The following is an 18,932-nucleotide window of genomic DNA, read 5'->3' as shown; positions in this document are numbered from 1 at the left end:
CTAGCCTAAAATGAAGTAAATCCGCACTCATCTGTGGGATAAAAAAAGATGAGCCTGAACATTATGAGGTTTACGTTACAGATTTATTTCATAACACGGTCTGCATAAGAGTTGTATTCTTTTCAGTTGTTTAATGTGATCTGTAATATAATTGTCATCTTAACGACATATTCTAGTACTAAGTCAAAAAGGGTAGAGAGATCAATGGCACAAGCCGAGTTTTCATTGCAGGAAAAAGATAAAAAACGATTGATCAAAGATCGTTTGGTTCGATTTGCAGTGACATCCGGTGGTGTAGGCGTTCTTGCTGCTCTCGTGTTGATCTTCGTTTACCTTGCAATGGTGATCATTCCTCTGTTTTCTGATGCAGAGATCGAAACCAATTATGCCGCTCGTGCCACCCAAAGCGGGAAGCCACTCGCAATTTCCGTTGATGATTACTCTCAAATCGGTCTGGTGTTAACCCAATCCGGTGAAGTGCGCTTTCTTCCTCTCGATGATTCCAGCAAACCAGCGCTGTACACTCAGCAGATAGCCAACAACCCAGTGGCATTTTCTCAGTCTGCGCCGGGATTAGGTTGGTATGGTTTGGTTGATGACCAAGGCAAAGCGCACATCTTCAAACCGGAATTTAACGCAACACTGCGCGAAAACACTCGCCCACCAGAAGTAGTGCCGTTTCGCACTTCAATGGATATGCAACTGACAGATGCATCCGATCCTGTTAAGAAGTTTGTTTTTAGTGCTTCTACGCAAACGCCAACCCTTGTTTGGCAAACACAAAGCGGCGTAATAAAAGCGCGTTGGCAAGTTCCTCAACTATTAGATGCATCACCTGTTACCCATGATTACACCTTCTCTTCAGGTTTTGATGCGCCAGACCAAATGTTGCTGACGCCAGATGGCAATAACCTTTACTTGCGCAATGGTTCAGAGCTGATTGTCTTGGTGAAAGGTGACAATAAGTTCTCAGTGCGTGAAGTGATCGATCTGACTCAGGGGGATAAAAAGCACTCTGTGAGAACGATGGATTTGTTGGCTGGGGCGTATTCTCTGCTTGTTACGCATAACGATGGTCGTGTATCGCAATGGTTTGATACGTTGCAGGGCGACCAGCGAACTTTGACTCACATTCGTGACTTTAAGTTGGCGTCTGAGCTGAAGTATTTACTTCCCGATTCACACCGCAAAGGTTTCTACAGCTTTTACACCAACGGTACGTTGCAAAGCCACTACACCACCAGTGAGAAGTTGGTGTTGTTTAAACGTGCCTACAAACAAGCGCCAGTGATGGCAGGAATGTCGAATAACGAGCGCTACTTGATCACATGGCAAAACGACGAATTAAATGTCGCGTTTGTTGATAACCCGTACCCAGAAGTCTCTCTGTCCTCCTTATGGCAAAAGGTTTGGTATGAAGGTTACCCAGAGCCCGAATTTGTGTGGCAATCTACCTCAGCCAGTGATGACTTCGAGGCGAAATTCAGCTTAGTGCCAATTGCGTTTGGTACCATCAAGGCGGCAATGTTTGCAATGTTGTTCTCGGTACCACTGGCTGTACTGGGCGCAATTTATACCGCTTACTTTATGTCACCACGTATGCGCCGTGTGGTGAAGCCATCCATCGAGTTAATGGAAGCTTTGCCTACCGTTATCATCGGTTTCCTTGCCGGACTTTGGTTCGCCCCGATTGTGGAAGACCATTTGATTACTGTTGTGGTGATGCTGTTTGTTCTTCCATTGAGCACCATGGTGATGGGCGGTCTATGGGCGCTGATTCCACAGCCGATACGTAATCGCCTGCCAAACGGATGGCATGCTTTGGTCTTAATGCCTTTGATTTTGCTGTTGATCGGTTTGGGTGTGTGGGTATCACCAATGCTTGAACAAGCCTTCTTTGGCGGGGACATGCGTTTGTTCCTAACTGACCATGGCATTGGCTTTGATCAACGTAACGCGCTGGTGGTTGGCTTGGCGATGGGCTTTGCGGTTATTCCAACGATTTTCACCATTGCCGAAGATGCGATTTTCTCTGTGCCGAAACACTTATCGGATGGTTCATTAGCACTTGGCGCGACGCCATGGCAAACCCTGATTTATGTGGTTCTGTTAACAGCCAGTCCGGGGATCTTCTCGGCAATCATGATGGGACTTGGGCGTGCTGTGGGCGAAACCATGATTGTATTAATGGCGACAGGTAATACGCCATTAATGGATTGGAACGTGCTAGAAGGCTTGCGTAGCTTGTCGGCGACCATTGCGGTTGAATTGCCAGAATCGGAAGTGGGCAGTTCGCATTATCGATTGTTGTTCCTATCGGCATTAATTTTGTTTGTCTTCACCTTTGCGGTGAACGCCTTGGCGGAATGGGTTCGTCAAAGACTAAGAGATAAATATCGTGCGTTGTAATCAGTTAACGAAAGAGCGAGTAATAGCGTGTTAAATTGGATTCGTTCTGGCGCACCTTGGATTTGGTTAACCGGGGGAGCGGTAAGCATCAGTCTGCTTTCTGTCCTCGGTTTATTGCTATTGATTGGCTGGAAGGGGCTTACTTACTTCTGGCCTGCGCCACTTTATCAATGGAATGTTGCTGCGCTGACTCCGGTGCAGGGCGAAGTGCTGCATGAAAATTCGATTCTGGTTGGTCAGGTTTACGAGCGCAGCTTTGTGCCAAGAAGTTACCTACCAGAAGAAGCGGCGAATAAACTCGCGGATGACGAAGAGTTTGCGACGCGCCTAAACATCAAAATTGCCAACCGTGAATTGTACCCAGCGGACTTTATTTCTGTGTTGAGAATGCAGTTGGATGATCCAACTACGCCGGGCGAATGGGCAGTGATTGAACGCAGCAGCGGTGGCTACTTCTTCGGTAAGTTTGTGGCCTTCCAAGATGGTAACACGCGTTACGAAAATGACATTCAAAAGCTTTTGGATCAAAAGCTCGATGATGCCGAAACCTTGCATCACGAAATCGACATGCTGGTGGATGACCAAGTAAAAGACTTGGGATGGCAGTTAGAGCAGCTTCGCTTAGATAAACGTAAGCACGAGCTTAACGACACCATCACTGAAGAGTTTTTAGCAAACAACAGCAAGCGTAAGGCAGAAATTGAAGCAGAGTTAGCCAAGCTAGACATGCAACTTGACGGGCTGCGCTTAGGCTTCTCTGATTATGCGCTGATTGTCGAAGACATGACTGGGGCTCAAGTTTCGATTCCATTAGAAGACATTTTGGACTACTGGTATCCAAACCAAATGTCACTGCCTGAAAAGGTTACCCATTGGGGAAAACAGGTTTGGAAGTTCTTATCCGAAGACCCTCGCGAATCGAACTCTGAAGGTGGGGTTTTCCCAGCGATTTTCGGTACGGTTTTCTTGGTTATCATCATGTCGATCATCGTGATGCCATTAGGTGTGGTTGCGGCGATTTATTTGCATGAATATGCCAAGAATAATGCCCTAACTCGGGTGATCCGTATTGCGGTGATTAACCTTGCAGGTGTTCCTTCTATCGTTTACGGCGTATTTGGTTTGGGCTTTTTTGTTTATACCATTGGTGCCTCAATCGATAACCTGTTTTATGCCGAGCGATTACCCGCTCCAACCTTTGGTACGCCGGGCTTGTTGTGGTCTGCACTGACGCTAGCGGTCTTGACGCTACCGGTGGTGATTGTTACCACAGAAGAAGGTTTAACCCGTATTCCTAGTTCAGTTCGCCATGGCTCGTTAGCCTTGGGTGCAACGCAGTTCGAAACGCTTTGGCGTGTGGTTTTGCCTATGGCAACCCCTGCGATAATCACTGGTTTGATTCTCGCAATTGCTCGGGCTGCGGGGGAAGTGGCGCCATTGATGTTGGTGGGGGTCGTGAAGTTAGCTTCTAGCTTGCCAGTGGATGGGCAATTCCCTTACGTGCATTTGGATAGAAAGTTCATGCACTTAGGTTTCCACATTTACGATGTTGGATTCCAGACTTCGAATATCGAAGCTGCGCGTCCGTTGGTTTACGCGACTTCCTTCTTACTCGTGACGGTTATTGTCGGACTAAACTTAACAGCAATCAGTATTCGTAATAATCTGCGAGAGAAATACCGAACTTTAGGACAAGATTAAGCATGTTTAACTTTGATAATACATTAGGTTATGAGCCGCCATTGGATGTGCACAACCTGACGGATGAACAAACGGCTATCTCGATTGAGAACCTTAATCTTTTCTATGGTCAGACTCAGGCGTTGCATGATATCTCCATGCGCATCCCAAAAGGACGCGTAACCGCATTCATCGGACCGTCCGGTTGTGGTAAATCTACATTGCTGCGCTGTATCAACCGCATGAACGATTTAGTCGAAGGTTGTAAGGTGACGGGGAAAGTACGCTTGCACGGTAAGAATGTGTACAACCCAAGTGTGGATGTTGCCACGCTGCGCCGCCGAGTAGGCATGGTATTCCAGCGCCCAAACCCATTCCCTAAGTCAATTTACGAAAATGTGGTTTACGGTCTTCGTCTACAAGGGGTGAAGAACAGTCGCATGCTAGACGATGCGGTCGAGCGTTCACTACGTTCTGCGGCATTGTGGGATGAAGTAAAAGACCGTTTACATGAAAACGCATTTGGACTTTCTGGTGGCCAGCAGCAGCGTTTGGTGATTGCACGCGCCGTTGCGATTGAGCCAGAAGTACTATTATTGGATGAACCGACATCGGCGTTGGATCCAATCTCAACTTTAACTATTGAAGAGCTTATCAACGAGCTCAAGACTCAATATACTGTGGTTATCGTTACCCATAACATGCAGCAAGCGGCGCGCGTCAGTGACCACACTGCGTTCATTCATATGGGTAAGTTGATTGAATACTCGGATGCGGATTCGATCTTCACCTCTCCAATGAAGAAACAAACCGAAGATTACATTACCGGTCGTTACGGTTAAGCCGCGACCTTTCAAGGATTAAAAGGAAAGCCATGCACTTTGGACGTCACATCTCAGGACAATTTAACGTAGAGCTAGAATCGATTCGTACCCATGTACTCACCATGGGAGGCTTGGTAGAACAGCAGTTGTCGTATGCTATTCAAGCCTTGCACAAGGAAGACATCGAACTGGCGCGTAAAGTTGTGCGTGATGATCACAAAGTTAATGCGATGGAAGTGTCGATTGATGACGCTTGTACTCGCATCATTGCTAAGCGTCAGCCTACAGCAAAAGACTTACGCTTGATCATGGCTATCATTAAGACCATCACAGATCTTGAGCGCATTGGTGATGTTGCAACACGTATTGCCTATGTGGCGATTGAAAGCCCATCATCGAAAGAGCGCCAATTCCAAGTCTCGTTAGAGCCTTTATGTCGTCAAGCAATCCAAATGTTACACCAAGTGCTCGATGCGTTTGCTCGTATGGATGTCGAAGCCGCAGCAGAAGTACACAAGCTTGATGATAAGTTGGATGCGGAATACGAAGCGGTGATTCGTCAGTTGATGACTTACATGATGGAAGACCCGAAAAACATTCCACATATTCTGCAAGTGATGTGGTCGGCGCGAGCCATTGAACGCGTGGGTGACCGTTGCCAAAATATCTGTGAATACATTATCTACTTCGTGAAAGGAAAAGATGTACGCCATCTAGGTGATCAAAGCATCGATGACGTACTGAAGTAAGTCTTAGAGGCGCAAACCAAAGCCTAGAGAAAAGTTAATGGCAGTGTCTGTGTAGGTGTGTGTTTTATCGTTCATGAAAACGTCTAAATCCGCACCTGCTCGAACTGATAATATTGGGTTAACTTGATATACGTAAGCGCCACCAATACTCAATCCGTTCGCATCTCTTCGTTCATTGCGATATGTTCCATCGTACTGCGCTAATCCTAAGCTCGCTTGAAATCCCATCTGTGGTTGATGACCAAATAAGTGTTGAAAGCCAATACGGTAGGCGTCAATGGTTTCATCATAATTACCGCTCTTATAAGTAATCTGAGAGTAATCAAAATACAGCGCATCAAAGCCCGCAATATCGGTCGCCCCCAATTGGATACCTGCCCCTCGAAATGAGCCAATCTTAACTTCTGGAGAGACATAAATACCTGAAGCTTGGACACTAATAGGAGCGAGAATAAGGGCAGCGAGAAAGAATTTGCGTTTCATAGAGTTACCTAAATAAAAGCCTTCCTTGGCTATGAACTTATTGAGTGCAGTTTTTACTTAAAGCTAATTTGAACACCAACGCCGCCAGCAACGTCAGATGAAGAATATTTGCCTGATGATTCATAGTGGAATGTGCCCGACAGGCTTACTTGATCACTTAGACCGTACGCACCACCAATCGCTACTGCTTCTTTACTACCAGAAAAACCCACACCGGCACCGATTGCCAGTTCACCATTGGTTGCATAAGGGCGAGCGTTGGTGACTGCGTGTAGACTTGCGCGAATACCATCCATTTGTTCTGCTTGTTGGTTTAAGCGGTAGTCGTATTCTGCGGCTAAGCCTTCTAAGTGGTTCAGGCGGTCATCCGTCGGGTTATTTTCAATAGGGTTTGATGGCAGTTGCGGTGTTGGACGCTCTGGGACTTCAGGAATACCGTTGTCTGGTTCAGGAAGCGTTGGGTGCTCTGGTGCAGCTTCGATTGGTGGTGTTGGTGATTGATCTGGATGTGGACGATCTGGCACTCCAGGAACACCGTTATCAACTTCTGGTAGAACAGGTTGCTCTGGCACACCTTGAATTGGGTTGGTTGGAATGCCTGGGTGTGGACGATCCGGGATAACAGCTGCAATTGAGCTGAAAGAAGCAAGAAGGGTGCAAGCAGCGGTAAGCTTTACAATTTTTTTAGTCATGTCTGAACTCTCAATAAGTAAACGAGGGACAGCATCCTTACTGTAAGCAATCGCTTTTTGTCATTTCCCTTAAAAGCAGGGCTATCTTATTGAGAAGTATGATTTATGACTAAATGGCTATCGTTATCTCAGTGATAATTAAATCTTATCACCCTGTAATTTTAGACCTTGTTGAATAAGCTCTGTTAACCATTTTACTAGTGGGTTATTCCGGTTTCTCACATGCATATGAGCGTGAATAGACTTCATTTGTGGTTGACCATCAATCGTGACATCAACGGCTCTTAATCCCGGAAATTGCTCTACCGGAAGTAAATTGGAGTGAGGTAAATACATGTCGGTGTGTTTGACGACATCAAGTATTGCAGAGACCATTTCTGAGCGAAAGCCAATGCTGTGTTCAATGCCCATTTCGGTAAGAAGCTCAGATGCGTAACTGAACTTGTCGTTCCAACCTGGGGAAATCAAAGAAGCAATTGGGTATCCGCCAAGATCATGTGGCTCAACATGAGTCTTGGTGATTGGGTGATCTTCACGGACAAAAATACGCCCTTTCAAATCCAGTAGCTTCGGCGTGTAGATCTCTTTATTGGTCAGAAGTAACTCGTAATTTACTCCCATCAGTGTTTCACCTTTCAAGATCTCATCAACCGTGCTGTTCGACCAACCAACTAATTCAAGTTGAGCATTAGGTGCTAACGCTCTCATTTGTTCGAAGAGGAAACCGGGCAAGCAAGTCATTGTGATTGGTGCCAGTGCAATTCGAATTTTGTTGTCCACTTCGGCAGGATCAAACTGATGAGAGCGATTAACTGCGGCAGCTAAACCATCGAGATGGGGGGTAATATCATTGGCAAGAGATTCGGCGAACGGTGTCGGTTCAAGACCAGTTTTGACCTTCACAAACAGCTCATCATCGAAGTGATTACGTAGCTTTTGTAATGCCTGACTGATCGCTGGCTGAGAGACAAACAAGCGCTGTGATGCTTTACGCATGTTTCGCTCTTGCATCAAAACCATAAAGGTCTTGAGCAGATTCAGGTCAAGGGTGTGAAACAGGTCTTTCGCCATGATACATCTCTAATATTTATCAGGAACGAAGGTTTGATCGTCGATAGGCGCACGGACATAACCTTCTTTATTCAACTCTGGCAATTCGATAACTGGATGCTCAAGTTCTTCGTATTCGACTTGACTAAGCAGATGGCTGATACAGTTCAATCGAGCTTTCTTTTTATCATCAGAAGGGACTACCCACCAAGGACAGTTTTTCGTATCTGTGTAGGCAAACATCTTATCTTTTGCCTCTGAATATTCTGCCCAGCGATTGCGTGATTCCAAATCCATTGGGCTGAACTTCCAGCGTTTAATCGGGGTGTTGATGCGTTCTAGAAAGCGCTTTTCTTGCTCTTCATCGGAGACCGAAAACCAGTACTTAATTAAGATGATGCCAGAGCGCTGAAGCATGCGTTCAAACTCCGGGCAAGAACGGAGAAACTCTTCATATTGATCTGGGGTACAAAAGCCCATGACTTTCTCTACGCCGGCACGGTTGTACCAACTGCGGTCAAACAGTACGATTTCTCCAGCAGCAGGCAGATGTGCCACATAACGCTGGAAGTACCATTGTGTTTTTTCTTTCTCTGTTGGGGCGGGAAGGGCTGCGATACGGCAGACACGAGGGTTGAGTTTTTCAGTGATGCGTTTGATGGTGCCACCTTTGCCAGCGGCGTCACGTCCTTCAAAAAGTACCACGACTTTAAGCCCTTTGTGTTTGACCCACTCTTGGAGCTTAACCAACTCAATTTGCAGTTGTTCTAGTGCTTCTTCGTATTCCTTTTTCTTCAGTTTCGCCATGTTTCCTCCCGTCCTTAGTTATCAATATGTTAGCACTCAATAACCAAAGACGGGATTTGAAAGCTCTTAATTGAGAGCTGTTACCATGTTCGCGATAGCATCGGTGTTGGTGACTGGAATCGAAAAATCATCTATATCGGCAGCGCCCATTTTGCTTTGCTCGGCAATAAAGGTCATGTGACTTGGGCGAGTTGTCTTGCCAGATAAATGCACTTCAGTGACTTTGGCTTGTTCAACGATCTGACCAACATTGTCCGCATTCACACCGGCGCCCGCCATGATCGCAATGCGTCCTTGTGCTTGTTCAACTAAGGTTTTAAGCACATCGATACCTTGCGGTGCCGAAGGCGCAAGACCGGAGGTTAAAATACGTTCACAACCTAAGCTGATCACTTCTTCTAACGCTTTTTCAGCGTCGCGACACTGGTCAAAGGCACGATGGAAGGTCACGCCTAAGCCAAGCGCTTGAGCAAATTCACACAGCGCAGTTGCGTACGGCATATGAATGTTGCCGTCTTGAGTGAGCACGCCGAGTACGACACCATTCAAGCCTGCTTGTTTAGCGGCTTCAATATCCCAACGCATCATTTCGATTTCTTCCTCACTGTAGAAGAAGTCGCCTTGGCGAGGGCGAATCATCGCGTAAACCGGAATAGTAGAGCGTTTAGCGGCTTGCTGCATAAAGCCATAGCTTGGGGTTAAGCCACCCAAAGCAAGTGAAGAGCAGAGTTCGATGCGGGTTGCTCCACCGGCAATCGCGTTGTGGAGAGATTCAATGTTATCAATACAGACTTCAAGTTGAGTGTTCACTAGGTTGTCCTGAATTATTGTAATTACAGCAAATACTAGCAGGACAAAAGGGGAGAATCTGTACTGAGACGGAGGGAAATAGAGGTAAACTTTTTGCGTGATGCTTGCCTCTTTTGCTTTTCAAAAATGCAGATAAAAAGAAAGCCCAGAGTGAACTCTGGGCTTTTTTATGACTTTACTTAGACTGATTGGCGTTTGCGGTTTTTCCGCTATAGCTTTTTGCTTTATATATACATCCAACCAACACGCCCGTTGAGCTTGGGCTATGTAGTCTATTACTTGCTTAGGTCGTCTGCGTGCTCAGATAGGAACGCTGCAACACCTTTTGGAGATGCGTCCATACCTGCTTTACCTTCTTCCCATTGTGCAGGACATACTTCGCCGTGCTTCTGGTGGAAGTTTAGTGCATCAACCATGCGTAGCATTTCGTCGATGTTACGACCTAGTGGTAGATCGTTAACTACTTGGTGACGTACAAGACCTTCTTCGTCGATTAGGAAAGAACCACGGAAAGCAACGCCTGCTTCTGGGTGCTCTACATCGTACGCTTTACAGATTTCGTGTTTAACGTCAGCAACTAGAGGGTATTTAACTTGACCGATACCGCCATCTTCGATAGCAGTGTTACGCCATGCGTTGTGAGAGAACTGAGAATCGATAGAAACACCGATTACTTCAACACCTTTAGCTTGGAAATCAGCTAGACGGTTGTCGAATGCGATTAGCTCAGATGGGCAAACGAAAGTGAAATCTAGTGGGTAGAAGAATACTACTGCTTTCTTACCTTTAGTGAATTCTGCAAAGTTGAAGTTTTCAACGATTTCGCCGTTACCTAGAACAGCTGCTGCAGTAAAGTCAGGGGCTTGACGACCTACTAGTACCATTTTTTTGCTCCTAAAAAATTTGGTTTGATCCAAACCTACATTCAGTTATTTAGGTTTGGTCCTTGTTTGTGCGAGACAAACTATAGTACAGATTGTAGTATTGAAAAAAGCGAAATAAATAGATTGAGTTCATCGAAAAAAGCGATAATAACGAAACTATTATCTCGATCACTGGAACAGCAATAGATACAAATAGAATTATGAATAAATGGCCTAGCTTGAAGCAGTTACACTATTTGGTCACTCTGCATGAAACTCGACATTTTAGTGATGCTGCTGAGCGTTGTTTTGTCAGTCAATCTACCTTAAGTAAAGGCATCCAAAACCTTGAAGAGTTGATTGGTTGCCCGCTTTATGAAAAGAAAGATAAAAAAAGCCCATTAGTTTTCACCCAAGCTGGTGAGATGGTGGTGCAACATGGTCGAGAACTGCTCGCTAAAGGGCAAGATCTTGTTGAGCTGGGGCGTCTATGCCAAGGCGATGATATGGAAGGGCAGCTAAAAGTAGGTTGTATTCCGACCATTGCTCCTTTCTTATTGTGCGACCTTGTTCAGGAGGTGAACTACCGCTTCCCTCAATTAAACCTTCTATTAAGAGAAGACACGACGACTAACTTGCTGCAAGCACTTCGCCACGGTGAGTTGGACGTGTTGATTCTGGCTCTGCCTGTAGAGATAGAAGGAATGGAAAGCCGAGTAGTGGGACAAGACCCGTTCCGCATGGTGATCAGTGCCAATCAAGCGGATTCCGTTCCTGTGCCGATCCGTTATGCAGACTTGCCAGATGAATCCGTCTTCTTATTAGAGAAAGAGCACTGTCTTACAGAGCACGCGGTTTCAGCATGTAAGTTGACGGACAAAGAGAAGATCAACCCATTCACCGCAACCAGTCTTCATACATTGGTGCAAATGGTGGCGAATGGTCTGGGCACCACGTTTATCCCGCAAATGGCGATTGATCATGGTTTGCTACACAACCAGAACTTAGTGGTGATCGACCCTCCTGGTCAGCAAGCGTATCGCGATATTGGTTTGGTTTGGCGTCCGAGTTCGTCACGATCAAACACTTTCAATCAATTGGCAGAAGTCGTCTCTGAACTGCTTTAGCTATTAGTATTAGCCTGCTACTCCCGATCTAATATCAAAAAGCGCACTAGAAATAGTGCGCTTTTTAGCATTTTATTCTGTGCGTGAACTTTGACTTGTAAAATTTTACAGATGAACTTTCATGAAGCTTTCATAAAATAGTGAAATTTCACAATGTTAATTTTACACAACTGCCTGTGTAACGCGTTTAAGTCGCGTTTAATTTCCTCTTCCTAGCCCTTGTGAATACAAGGATTTTTCTCCTGCCTCACTATTCATACGCTTGTTTGAATTCAAAAATAACCTGTAAATTTGATGTAATTTAATTACGTAATAACTTACAAATTGAACTCAAAAATCAAACACTTGTTTGATACCGAATAAAACTTTGAATTTAACGTTTTGTTTACTTGAGGGGTTTCGCTTAAACCTTTGTTGGGTTAGCTTAATTAAAGGCTTGTAAGACTTATGTCTAGATTGAAAAAGCAATTCAGGTTGCGCAAGGTATAGACACAACGAAACGAAGTGGACACCAAATCTAAGGATCTAATTTGTTGTTCATAACTTACAAATGTAGCTTTAGGCTGACTGCCCAAGATGGATAAAGCACGTTAAGGATGAATGATTATGCTTGCTCAGACAGAACAAAAAACACAACAACTAAAGCAAACCCAAGGCATGCTTGAGGTGAATGGAGTCGTTGCTCCTGAACATCAAGCAATTTTCCCTGTTGAAGCCCAAACCTTTTTATCTCTACTGTGTGAAAAATTTGCCGGACGTGTTGAACAGTTACTGGAAGCACGAGAAGAGAAGCAAGCACGCATCGATGCTGGTGAACTGCCAGACTTTCTACCAGAGACACAAGACATTCGTGAAGGAAGCTGGAAGATCCTTGGAATCCCGCAAGATCTGCAAGATCGCCGAGTGGAAATCACTGGACCAACCGATCGCAAGATGGTGATTAACGCACTGAATGCGAATGTAAAAGTGTTCATGGCAGACTTCGAAGATTCGATGTCCCCTGCGTGGAGTAAAGTTCTGGATGGTCAAATTAACTTGCGCGATGCTGTTAATGGCACCATCAGCTACACCAACCCTGGCAATGGTAAACACTATCAGCTGGCAGAAGACCCAGCGGTGTTGATCTGCCGTGTTCGCGGACTGCATTTAAAAGAAAAACACGTAACGTGGCACGGTCAGATCATTCCAGGTGCGCTATTCGATTTCGCTCTGTACTTCTACAACAACTACAAAGCGCTACTGAAAAAGGAAAGCGGTCCTTACTTCTACATCCCAAAACTGCAATCGCATCATGAAGCGAAGTGGTGGAGCGAAGTGTTCCACTTCACCGAAGAGTATTTCGGTTTGGATACAGGCACCATCAAAGCGACTGTCCTGATTGAAACCTTACCAGCCGTATTCGAAATGGATGAGATTCTGTTCTCCCTGAAAGAGCACATCGTTGGTTTGAACTGTGGTCGCTGGGATTACATCTTTAGCTACATCAAAACACTGAAAAACCACCCAGATCGCGTACTACCGGATCGCCAAGTGGTGACCATGGACAAGCCATTCCTCAACGCTTACTCAAGATTATTGGTTCGTACTTGTCATAAACGTGGCGCATTTGCAATGGGCGGTATGGCAGCCTTTATTCCGGCTAAAGACCCACAAGAAAACCAAAAAGTACTGGATAAGATCCACAACGATAAATCGCTAGAAGCTACCAACGGTCATGACGGCACTTGGGTTGCACACCCAGGCTTGGCAGACACCGCAATGGAAGTGTTCAGTGCCACACTGGGGAACCGTACCAACCAATTGGACGTGAGCCGTTCAGAAGACGCACCAATAACCGCCGCAGAGCTGCTTGAACCGTGCGAAGGTGAACGCTCAGAAGAGGGCATGCGCCATAACATCCGCGTTGCGCTGCAATACATCGAAGCTTGGATCTCTGGCAATGGTTGTGTGCCGATTTACGGGCTGATGGAAGACGCTGCAACGGCAGAAATCTCCCGTGCTTCTATTTGGCAATGGATTCAACACGGTAAGTCGCTCGACAACGGATTGAAGGTCACTAAAGAGCTGTTCGAACTCTATCTTAAAGAAGAGATTGAAGTCGTGAAGCAAGAAATTGGTGAGCAGCGTTACCAAGCTGGTCGATTTGAAGAAGCGGCAGACTTGATGGCAAGGCTCACCACAAGCGATGAACTGACCAACTTTTTAACCATTCCAGGTTATGACTACTTGGATTAACCCAAAGACTTAGAACACTCAACTTATTTAACTAATACATGTTCATTTAACTAATACGTGTTTGTTTAACGACTACGTGAAAGATTCGAGGCAGATAAGGATGTACTGCCTGAGAACGGAAAACTCAACGCACATGCACAAGTGCACATTATAAGAGGGATAGACCAATGACTAACTTAACTCGCCGCCAACAAATTGAAGCTCTGGAAAAAGATTGGGCAACCAACCCACGCTGGAAGAACGTAAAGCGTACTTACACAGCAGAAGAAGTGGTAGAACTGCGTGGCTCTATGGTGCCTGCGAACACAATCGCACAACGTGGTGCTGACAAACTTTGGTCACTGGTCAACGGTAGTTCCAAGAAAGGCTACGTAAACTGTCTTGGTGCACTAACGGGTGGTCAAGCCGTACAGCAAGCAAAAGCGGGTATTGAAGCAATCTACCTATCAGGTTGGCAGGTAGCGGCGGACAACAACACCGCTTCGACGATGTACCCAGACCAATCTCTGTACCCAGTAGATTCTGTACCGTCGGTAGTAAAACGCATCAACAACTCATTCCGTCGTGCAGATCAAATTCAGTGGTCAGCAGGTAAGTCACCAGAAGACGAAGGCGGTATTGATTACTTCCTACCAATCGTAGCGGATGCGGAAGCAGGCTTTGGTGGTGTATTGAACGCTTACGAGCTAATGAAATCGATGATCGACGCAGGTGCGGCAGGTGTTCACTTTGAAGACCAACTGGCATCCGTGAAGAAGTGTGGTCACATGGGCGGTAAAGTACTGGTTCCAACTCAAGAAGCAGTGCAAAAACTGGTAGCAGCTCGTCTTGCTGCGGACGTTGCTGGCACGACAACGCTGGTAATCGCACGTACCGATGCAAACGCAGCAGACCTTCTAACGTCTGATTGTGACCCATACGATAAAGACTTCATCGAAGGCGAGCGTACTCAAGAAGGTTTCTACCGTGTGCGTGCAGGTATCGACCAAGCTATCTCGCGTGGTCTGGCTTATGCGCCATATGCGGATCTTATTTGGTGTGAGACAGCAACGCCATGTCTAGAAGAAGCACGCAAGTTTGCAGAAGCGATTCATGCAGAGTACCCAGACCAACTGTTGGCATACAACTGTTCGCCTTCATTCAACTGGGAGAAGAACCTAGACGCAGAAACCATTGCTAAGTTCCAACAAGAGCTGGCTAACATGGGCTACAAGTACCAGTTCATTACGCTAGCAGGTATCCACAACATGTGGTTCAACATGTTCGAACTGGCACACGCTTACGCTCAAGGCGAAGGTATGCGTCATTATGTTGAGAAGGTTCAACGTCCTGAGTTTGAAGCGGCAGAAAAAGGTTACACGTTCGTAGCGCACCAACAAGAAGTTGGTACGGGCTACTTCGATAGAATGACCAATACAATCCAAGGTGGTAACTCATCAGTGACAGCACTGACAGGTTCTACTGAAGAAGACCAATTTTAATCATCATAGAGTCGACTATTACTACGTTAGTAATGACATCTTTGAGCGGCGATTGAGCCGCTCTTTTTTTGTCTACGATTCGAGAAACACGTAGTGGCGTATTAATCCGCTTCGATTTCTTCCGGCTCGGTTTCTTCTTGAAGCTCTAACAAGTTAATTGCAATAGTCACAAAGTCTGTATCAGTGATGATGCCGACCAAGTGACCTTTATTGACCACTGGCAAACAGCCGACTTTATGCTTTTGCATATAGATTGCGCTTTCTTTTAAACCTGCCCTTGGTTCGGCAGTCATGATGTTGGTGTGCATCATTTGGTAAAGCGGAGTATCGAGGGTAAAAGATTGTTCTGCCTCATCTGGGTGCAAGCAGGATTCTTGTGCGGCAAGAATATCGCGTTGAGTCACCAAGCCTTTTAAGTGTTTATTGGCATCAACAACCGGAATATGTCGAATATCAAGCGCGTCCATCATACTTTTTGCGTCACGTAATGTGTGCTCACGCAGCAAGGTATGAGGGTTGCGAGTCATCATGTCTTCAACCTTGATCATAGAGACCTCCAGCGGCATTGTCCTTCTCTTAAATATAGAGAATATTTTGCTGTATATCTGGGAGCTAACTCGTTTTTCACTAATAAAATAATACGATTAGATGGAGATCAATCAGAGGTGAAAATGGACTGGTGTTTTCCATAAATCCAGCTACTCATTTAGGGCGATGTTAGGATGTAAGCGCTATCATAAATAACCAAAGCTAAGGCGTTGAAACCTTAGCTTTGGTTACTCTTAACGTTGCTTGAAATGCACACAGATAAGACCATACGCTTTCGCATCGACACAGCGACCAATGTAGTGTTTACCAGGTTCGTTCACAGCGCAGTGGCGAGGGACTTGTTTTAAGGCACAAGCTTGTTGCTGAGCTCGAAACAAATCTGTTCTCTCATCGCCAAAACTGCTGACAGAAAACAACAATATTGAAGCACTTAAAGTGGCTAGAAAGATCTTCATACTTACCTCAATTTATCATCAAAGAGCGTATCGCTCACTCTCAATATAGTCGCCCTTATCTCTATTGATAGGTTTGTTTTTAATTGGTAATTGCAGGGTGGAAACTCAATGCGAGTCAGTTTGCACTTTTGACTGATAAGGTGTGTAGACCGCAGTTAATCCAATGAATTGAATCGCACATTTTTACTTGCTTGATTTTCCAAGATAAGCCTGTGGAAGAAGATACGCTCAGGCTTACCAGATTGAAGATAACAACCTAAATGAAACGAACAACGTGTAACAAACTCATTGCGCTGACAGTAGCGGCATTCAGCATGCAATCTGCTCAGGCAATTGTGCTAGGAGATGAGCAAACCGACCCGGTAGATCGCGTGACTTTACGAGCAAGTAACATGGCAGAGTTCCCGTTGTGTGGCGGCACTATGCTGACTGAACGATGGGTGTTGACTGCGGCACACTGTGTGGTGATGGGGCAGGGAACCAACGAAGCGAGCTACTATGTGACTCCGCCGGGAGAACTGTCGGTGAATGCCAACGTTTATGAACTTAACTCTGCTGGGCTGGATAACTTCTATCCTGTGTCTCACGTTGTGGTTCACCCCGACTACACGCGGATTTCAAAGGCTGAGATTGACAGCAATGGCAATGTGAAACCTATCCAAACGGGTTTAGACTCAGACATCGCGTTATTGTATCTCACACGCCCAGTAGCAAATGCACGCTTTGCTGACTTAGCGAATAAAACTGATATGGAGAATATCGAAGCGCGTCTGGCAGCGGATTGGAACGATAACGACCTGACCAATCAACGTGTCGAAAACGTGCAAGTATTTGGGTGGGGAACCACTCAGCCGGATGCATCTGAACCTTCCAATACGCTCAAAACTACCATCAGTACATTTTTACCTATCGATAAATGTTATGAGCGTTTAGAAATTGGCAGCAGTTTTCCGGGGATCATTGATTCCAGAGAGAACCAAACCAAAATCTGTACACTACCAACGAAAAACCGAGTGTTAGAACCGGATAGCCACACTCAGTATGGCAACTCCGCGTGTAAAGGTGATAGTGGTGGTCCGCTGGTGGATGTGGCGACGGGCAAACAGATTGGAATTGTTAGTGGTGCGCCTCTTATTCTGCCAACGTGTGGCTCTTTGACGATCCCAAGCTTCTACACCAAAGTGAGCCAATATTACGATTGGGTGCAGTCTTACATCACCGCCGGTGGCCCACCGAGCAGTTACATCATTGAGCCGAATTTCATCAAAGAAGCGAATAGTGGAAGTGGTGGTGGGGAAGAGGAGTGCCACGATGGCATTGCGACCAACAATTGTGATTTCAGAGGTTCTGAGGACGACGGTGGTAGCCTAGGCGCTTGGCTATTCGGCTTATTGGTTCCACTGGTGTGGGCGCGCCGACGCAAAAGTTAAACGATCAACGACTGATAAACATTTTAAAAAGCAGCGAACTTCGCTGCTTTTTTTATGCGCGTCTGTTTTGCGTCTTTCACGTTTTATTACACTCTTGGTGAAAGCTTTTACAGTCAATCTAGGGGGATTTGCTTGCTATTGCAGCATGTAAACATATACTAGTCTGCTGCGAAAAACTCGTCGCAATTTTATCGTCGTCTTTGACGTGATTTGACCAATAGATAAGACAAGTAACATGCAAGTATCAGATTTCCATTTCGACCTTCCAGATGAACTCATCGCTCGCTACCCTCAACCAGAGCGTACCGCTAGCCGACTGCTGCAAATGGACGGCAATACTGGTGAACTTATTGATGGCACGTTTACCGATGTGCTGGAGCAGGTTCAAGCCGGTGACCTAGTGGTTTTCAACAATACTCGCGTTATTCCTGCGCGTTTGTTTGGTCGTAAAGAATCAGGCGGTAAGCTAGAAGTGTTAGTGGAGCGCATGCTCGACGAGAAAAGCATTCTGGCACACGTTCGTTGTTCGAAATCGCCAAAACCAGGTACAACGATCTTTGTTGGTGAAAACGATGAATACTCAGCACAAATGGTCGCTCGTCATGATGCACTGTTTGAACTGAAATTTAATTCTGATAACACGGTACTAGAGATTCTGGAAGAAATTGGTCACATGCCACTTCCTCCATACATCGACCGTCCAGATGAAGACGCGGATAAAGAGCGTTACCAAACGGTTTATAACCAAAAGCCTGGTGCGGTTGCTGCGCCAACGGCGGGTCTTCACTTTGATGATGTTCTGCTTGAAAAAATCAAAGCGAAAGGCGCTGAGCTAGCATACGTTACTTTGCATGTGGGAGCGGGTACGTTCCAGCCAGTTAAAGTGGATGACATCAATGATCACCACATGCACGCAGAATACGTTGAAGTACCACAAGACGTAGTGGATGCGATTAACGCAACTAAGGCGCGCGGTGGTCGCATCATCGCTGTAGGTACAACGTCTGTTCGCTCACTAGAAAGTGCAGCGCAAGACGCGCTTAAGAAAGGCACAGAACTGGTTCCATTCTTTGGCGATACTGAAATCTTTATCTACCCTGGTTACGAGTACCAGCTGGTGGATTGCTTGATCACCAACTTCCACTTACCTGAATCAACCCTGATCATGTTGGTAAGTGCGTTTGCAGGTTACGAGAACACCATGAATGCTTACAAGCACGCGGTGGAAAACAAATACCGTTTCTTCTCGTACGGTGATTCAATGTTTATTAAAAAGAAGACCGCATAA

General features: G+C 45.8%; 17 protein-coding genes. 9 read left to right on the top strand and 8 right to left on the bottom strand.

Going from position 1 to position 18,932, the window contains the following annotated elements:
• Positions 1-204: 204 nt before the first annotated feature.
• From MHO32_RS07255 to phoU, 4 genes are read left to right on the top strand one after another with little or no spacing between them, the layout of a single operon-like run.
• Entirely contained in the window at positions 205-2,409 is a 2,205-nt protein-coding gene (locus tag MHO32_RS07255; protein ID WP_050936957.1) for an ABC transporter permease subunit, read from the top strand.
• Positions 2,410-2,436: 27 nt separating this feature from the next.
• Positions 2,437-4,110 carry a phosphate ABC transporter permease PstA gene (pstA, locus tag MHO32_RS07250; RefSeq protein WP_239211025.1) on the top strand — a complete coding sequence of 558 codons (1,674 nt, stop codon included), beginning with the start codon at positions 2,437-2,439 and terminating at the stop codon, positions 4,108-4,110.
• A 2-nt stretch (positions 4,111-4,112) separates the two neighbouring features.
• Positions 4,113-4,931, top strand: a complete 819-nt coding sequence (pstB, locus tag MHO32_RS07245) for a phosphate ABC transporter ATP-binding protein PstB (protein ID WP_009705559.1) — start codon at positions 4,113-4,115, stop codon at positions 4,929-4,931.
• A 32-nt stretch (positions 4,932-4,963) separates the two neighbouring features.
• The gene (gene phoU / locus MHO32_RS07240; protein ID WP_005440349.1) at positions 4,964-5,662 is read left to right on the top strand and encodes a phosphate signaling complex protein PhoU; all 699 of its coding nucleotides are present in this window, start codon (positions 4,964-4,966) and stop codon (positions 5,660-5,662) included.
• 3 nt (positions 5,663-5,665) lie between these two features.
• On the opposite strand, the gene MHO32_RS07235 is transcribed toward phoU, so the two are convergent.
• The 6 genes from MHO32_RS07235 to MHO32_RS07210 all read right to left on the bottom strand — a co-directional run bounded on the left by MHO32_RS07235 (position 5,666) and on the right by MHO32_RS07210 (position 10,388).
• The gene (locus tag MHO32_RS07235; RefSeq protein ID WP_009697662.1) at positions 5,666-6,145 is read right to left on the bottom strand and encodes a hypothetical protein; all 480 of its coding nucleotides are present in this window, start codon (positions 6,143-6,145) and stop codon (positions 5,666-5,668) included.
• 53 nt (positions 6,146-6,198) lie between these two features.
• Positions 6,199-6,837, bottom strand: a complete 639-nt coding sequence (locus MHO32_RS07230) for a YadA C-terminal domain-containing protein (RefSeq protein ID WP_005445292.1) — start codon at positions 6,835-6,837, stop codon at positions 6,199-6,201.
• Between the two features lie 138 nt (positions 6,838-6,975).
• Positions 6,976-7,908, bottom strand: coding sequence for a LysR family transcriptional regulator (locus MHO32_RS07225; RefSeq protein WP_050934805.1), 933 nt, complete (start codon positions 7,906-7,908; stop codon positions 6,976-6,978).
• A 9-nt stretch (positions 7,909-7,917) separates the two neighbouring features.
• Positions 7,918-8,694 (bottom strand): polyphosphate kinase 2, encoded by a 777-nt coding sequence (gene ppk2, locus MHO32_RS07220; protein ID WP_005445296.1) that lies wholly within the window; start codon positions 8,692-8,694, stop codon positions 7,918-7,920.
• Between the two features lie 66 nt (positions 8,695-8,760).
• A complete protein-coding gene (locus MHO32_RS07215) occupies positions 8,761-9,504 on the bottom strand; it encodes a copper homeostasis protein CutC (protein WP_047514992.1) in 744 nt (247 codons plus the stop codon).
• 275 nt (positions 9,505-9,779) lie between these two features.
• Positions 9,780-10,388, bottom strand: a complete 609-nt coding sequence (locus tag MHO32_RS07210) for a peroxiredoxin C (protein WP_005445301.1) — start codon at positions 10,386-10,388, stop codon at positions 9,780-9,782.
• Positions 10,389-10,588: 200 nt separating this feature from the next.
• Between MHO32_RS07210 and MHO32_RS07205 the strand changes: the two genes are divergently transcribed.
• From MHO32_RS07205 to aceA, 3 genes are all read left to right on the top strand, one after another.
• A complete protein-coding gene (locus tag MHO32_RS07205) occupies positions 10,589-11,494 on the top strand; it encodes a hydrogen peroxide-inducible genes activator (protein WP_005440336.1) in 906 nt (301 codons plus the stop codon).
• A gap of 606 nt (positions 11,495-12,100) precedes the next feature.
• Positions 12,101-13,729 (top strand): malate synthase A, encoded by a 1,629-nt coding sequence (gene aceB, locus MHO32_RS07200; protein WP_239211024.1) that lies wholly within the window; start codon positions 12,101-12,103, stop codon positions 13,727-13,729.
• A gap of 167 nt (positions 13,730-13,896) precedes the next feature.
• Positions 13,897-15,210, top strand: a complete 1,314-nt coding sequence (gene aceA / locus MHO32_RS07195; protein ID WP_005440333.1) for an isocitrate lyase — start codon at positions 13,897-13,899, stop codon at positions 15,208-15,210.
• Positions 15,211-15,311: 101 nt separating this feature from the next.
• Here the strand turns inward: aceA and MHO32_RS07190 are convergent, their stop codons facing one another.
• Positions 15,312-15,758, bottom strand: a complete 447-nt coding sequence (locus tag MHO32_RS07190; protein ID WP_009697664.1) for a CBS domain-containing protein — start codon at positions 15,756-15,758, stop codon at positions 15,312-15,314.
• Between the two features lie 234 nt (positions 15,759-15,992).
• Positions 15,993-16,214: a hypothetical protein gene (locus MHO32_RS07185; RefSeq protein WP_069686840.1), complete on the bottom strand. Its 222-nt coding sequence runs from the start codon at positions 16,212-16,214 to the stop codon at positions 15,993-15,995.
• A gap of 260 nt (positions 16,215-16,474) precedes the next feature.
• On the opposite strand from MHO32_RS07185, the gene MHO32_RS07180 reads away from it, so the two are divergent.
• Both MHO32_RS07180 and queA read left to right on the top strand, forming a co-directional pair.
• The gene (locus tag MHO32_RS07180; RefSeq protein WP_005445304.1) at positions 16,475-17,644 is read left to right on the top strand and encodes a trypsin-like serine protease; all 1,170 of its coding nucleotides are present in this window, start codon (positions 16,475-16,477) and stop codon (positions 17,642-17,644) included.
• 235 nt (positions 17,645-17,879) lie between these two features.
• Complete coding sequence (gene queA, locus MHO32_RS07175; RefSeq protein ID WP_038898477.1) at positions 17,880-18,932, top strand: tRNA preQ1(34) S-adenosylmethionine ribosyltransferase-isomerase QueA; 1,053 nt, start codon at positions 17,880-17,882, stop codon at positions 18,930-18,932.

The sequence above is a fragment of the Vibrio sp. MMH1-50 genome, from assembly GCF_022347645.1.
Lineage (GTDB): Bacteria > Pseudomonadota > Gammaproteobacteria > Enterobacterales > Vibrionaceae > Vibrio > Vibrio harveyi.
Note: the sequence above shows the minus strand (reverse complement) of the source record. Positions and strands in the feature narration are given on the sequence as shown.

What these genes read in the sequence shown, in the direction of transcription:
- MHO32_RS07225 (WP_050934805.1), bottom strand. Translation starts at nt 7,908, where the DNA reads ATGGCGAAAGACCTGTTTCACACCCTTGACCTGAATCTGCTCAAGACC.
- MHO32_RS07205 (WP_005440336.1), top strand. Translation starts at nt 10,589, where the DNA reads ATGAATAAATGGCCTAGCTTGAAGCAGTTACACTATTTGGTCACTCTG.
- MHO32_RS07235 (WP_009697662.1), bottom strand. Translation starts at nt 6,145, where the DNA reads ATGAAACGCAAATTCTTTCTCGCTGCCCTTATTCTCGCTCCTATTAGT.
- ppk2 (WP_005445296.1), bottom strand. Translation starts at nt 8,694, where the DNA reads ATGGCGAAACTGAAGAAAAAGGAATACGAAGAAGCACTAGAACAACTG.
- aceA (WP_005440333.1), top strand. Translation starts at nt 13,897, where the DNA reads ATGACTAACTTAACTCGCCGCCAACAAATTGAAGCTCTGGAAAAAGAT.
- MHO32_RS07185 (WP_069686840.1), bottom strand. Translation starts at nt 16,214, where the DNA reads ATGAAGATCTTTCTAGCCACTTTAAGTGCTTCAATATTGTTGTTTTCT.
- pstB (WP_009705559.1), top strand. Translation starts at nt 4,113, where the DNA reads ATGTTTAACTTTGATAATACATTAGGTTATGAGCCGCCATTGGATGTG.
- queA (WP_038898477.1), top strand. Translation starts at nt 17,880, where the DNA reads ATGCAAGTATCAGATTTCCATTTCGACCTTCCAGATGAACTCATCGCT.
- MHO32_RS07255 (WP_050936957.1), top strand. Translation starts at nt 205, where the DNA reads ATGGCACAAGCCGAGTTTTCATTGCAGGAAAAAGATAAAAAACGATTG.
- MHO32_RS07210 (WP_005445301.1), bottom strand. Translation starts at nt 10,388, where the DNA reads ATGGTACTAGTAGGTCGTCAAGCCCCTGACTTTACTGCAGCAGCTGTT.
- MHO32_RS07180 (WP_005445304.1), top strand. Translation starts at nt 16,475, where the DNA reads ATGAAACGAACAACGTGTAACAAACTCATTGCGCTGACAGTAGCGGCA.
- MHO32_RS07190 (WP_009697664.1), bottom strand. Translation starts at nt 15,758, where the DNA reads ATGATCAAGGTTGAAGACATGATGACTCGCAACCCTCATACCTTGCTG.
- MHO32_RS07230 (WP_005445292.1), bottom strand. Translation starts at nt 6,837, where the DNA reads ATGACTAAAAAAATTGTAAAGCTTACCGCTGCTTGCACCCTTCTTGCT.
- aceB (WP_239211024.1), top strand. Translation starts at nt 12,101, where the DNA reads ATGCTTGCTCAGACAGAACAAAAAACACAACAACTAAAGCAAACCCAA.
- phoU (WP_005440349.1), top strand. Translation starts at nt 4,964, where the DNA reads ATGCACTTTGGACGTCACATCTCAGGACAATTTAACGTAGAGCTAGAA.